Below are 1,750 nucleotides of genomic sequence, written 5' to 3' on the forward strand. Positions count from 1 at the left end.
CAGGCCGGCAGCACCCGGTCGGAGGAGCCGGGCAGCCGCGACGGCCGGGGCGGGGCCGGTTCGACGTCCTCCAGCTCCGCGATCAGCAGCTTCACCAGCCGGGCCGCGGGCCGGTACCGGGCGGGGACGAGCCCGCCGTCGGTCGCGACGTCCGTGACCTTGAACCGGGAGATCCGGTGCAGCCGGCCCGCCCGCTCCCAGCCGCCGCGCCCCTCGGCCAGCAGATTGCGCACCCAGTCCGAGCGGTCCCCGTACATCACGAAGACGATGACCTTGTTCCCGTTCCGGACGGCCAGCACCGGGGTGCGCCGGACGGTGCCGGACCTGCGGCCCTTGTGGACGACCATCGAGTAGGGCGGCAGATAGGGGGCGGCCGAGCCGATCACGGCGTTGGCGCCCTTCCGGAACCAGGACGGCCAGTCCGGCATCAGCCGGTCGCCGTCGTCGGCCGAGCGGAGCCAGCGCAGCGGCCCCGACTCCCAAGCGCCCGGCTCGGGCTCCGCGCCCGCCGACTTCAGCAGCATCGCCAGCATCTCGTAGTGGCCGACGAGCAGGCAGAGATCCCTGATCTGGTCGGGCGACAGGAAGCGGGTCAGCCACTCCCTGGTGGAGGCGGACAGGGCGCGGGCGGCGTACAGCTCGTCACAGGCGGTCAGCAGCGCCCGCTGCTCCTCGTTCAGCCCGTCGGCGCGCGGCCCCCGGGTGATCCGCTCGACGGTCTCGATGGAGATGCCGCCGGGCCGCGACAGGAAGACGTGGTGGAAGAACTCGTACCGGCCGCCGACGTTCCAGGTGGCCCGGAGCGTGATCAGCTCGGTCCTGGTGCGGCCGAGCACCGAGCGGGGCACCAGGGCGTTGCCGAACGGCAGGTAGGCGCGGGCGGGGCCGGGGGTGAGCGCGAGCACCTGCACCAGCCTGTTCTCGGCGACGCCTGCGGCCGCGCCCACCGCACGGGAGGCCAGCCAGGCGGCCGCGCCGAGTTCGGCGCGTCCGCCGAACGGCACCCGCGGCGGCTCGGCCGCGGCCCAGTGCGGGGAGTCGTAGAGCGCTTCGATGATGCCCACAGCGCGACCCTAGCCCATGCGACGGATCTGTTACATTGTCGCAGGTGATCGCCGCTCTACCCGGCCTTCCGCCGGTCCCCCCGCCTGCGCTCGATCCCTTCCTGGACGCGGCGTCCCGCTGCTTCGCCCGGTTCGGGCTGTCCCACACCTCGGTGCAGGACATCGCACGCGAACTGGGCGTCAACCGCACCACGGTGTACCGGCAGGTCGGCAATGTCGAGCAGATCGCGCTGCTGCTGGCCGCGCGCGACCTGCACCGGGTGCTGACTTCCCTGCCGGCCAGGCTGACCGGCGAGTTCACGCCGGACAGCCTGGTCGATCTGGTCGCGACGGTCATCGAGGAGGCGATCGCCCATCCGGTGCTGGCCAAGATGCTCGCCGACGAGCGGGAGACCGTCGGGGTGCTGTTCTCCTCGGAGATCCCCGAACTGATCCGCTCCACCGCCGAGATCGTCGCCCCGCTCCTGGCCGTCGCGCTCGCCTCCCCCCAGCTAGCCCGCCGCGACCCCGCGATCCTCGCCGAATGGCTGGTCCGCATCGCCTGCTCGATCGTCATCGCCCCACCCCCCACCCCCCTCCGCCCCTTCCTGTCCGAGCTCCTCCTCCCCACCGCCACCCCCTAATGGGAGCTACCGGGTGAGCCTCACTGGCAGACTCGGTGCCTGGTAGCCGCTGGTGAGTGAGCA

Annotated in this window: 2 protein-coding genes; one reads left to right on the top strand and one right to left on the bottom strand. The window is 72.7% G+C overall.

The window, feature by feature from the left end; translation table 11 throughout:
- A partial coding sequence (locus tag ACYVE7_RS33540; RefSeq protein WP_460370536.1) for a nitroreductase/quinone reductase family protein occupies nucleotides 1–1,064 on the bottom strand: 1,064 nt, incomplete at its 3' end.
- 44 nt (nucleotides 1,065–1,108) lie between these two features.
- Between ACYVE7_RS33540 and ACYVE7_RS33545 the strand changes: the two genes are divergently transcribed.
- A complete protein-coding gene (locus tag ACYVE7_RS33545; protein WP_460370538.1) occupies nucleotides 1,109–1,687 on the top strand; it encodes a TetR/AcrR family transcriptional regulator in 579 nt (192 codons plus the stop codon).
- Nucleotides 1,688–1,750: the final 63 nt, after the last annotated feature.

It is taken from the genome of Actinocorallia lasiicapitis (assembly GCF_054778695.1).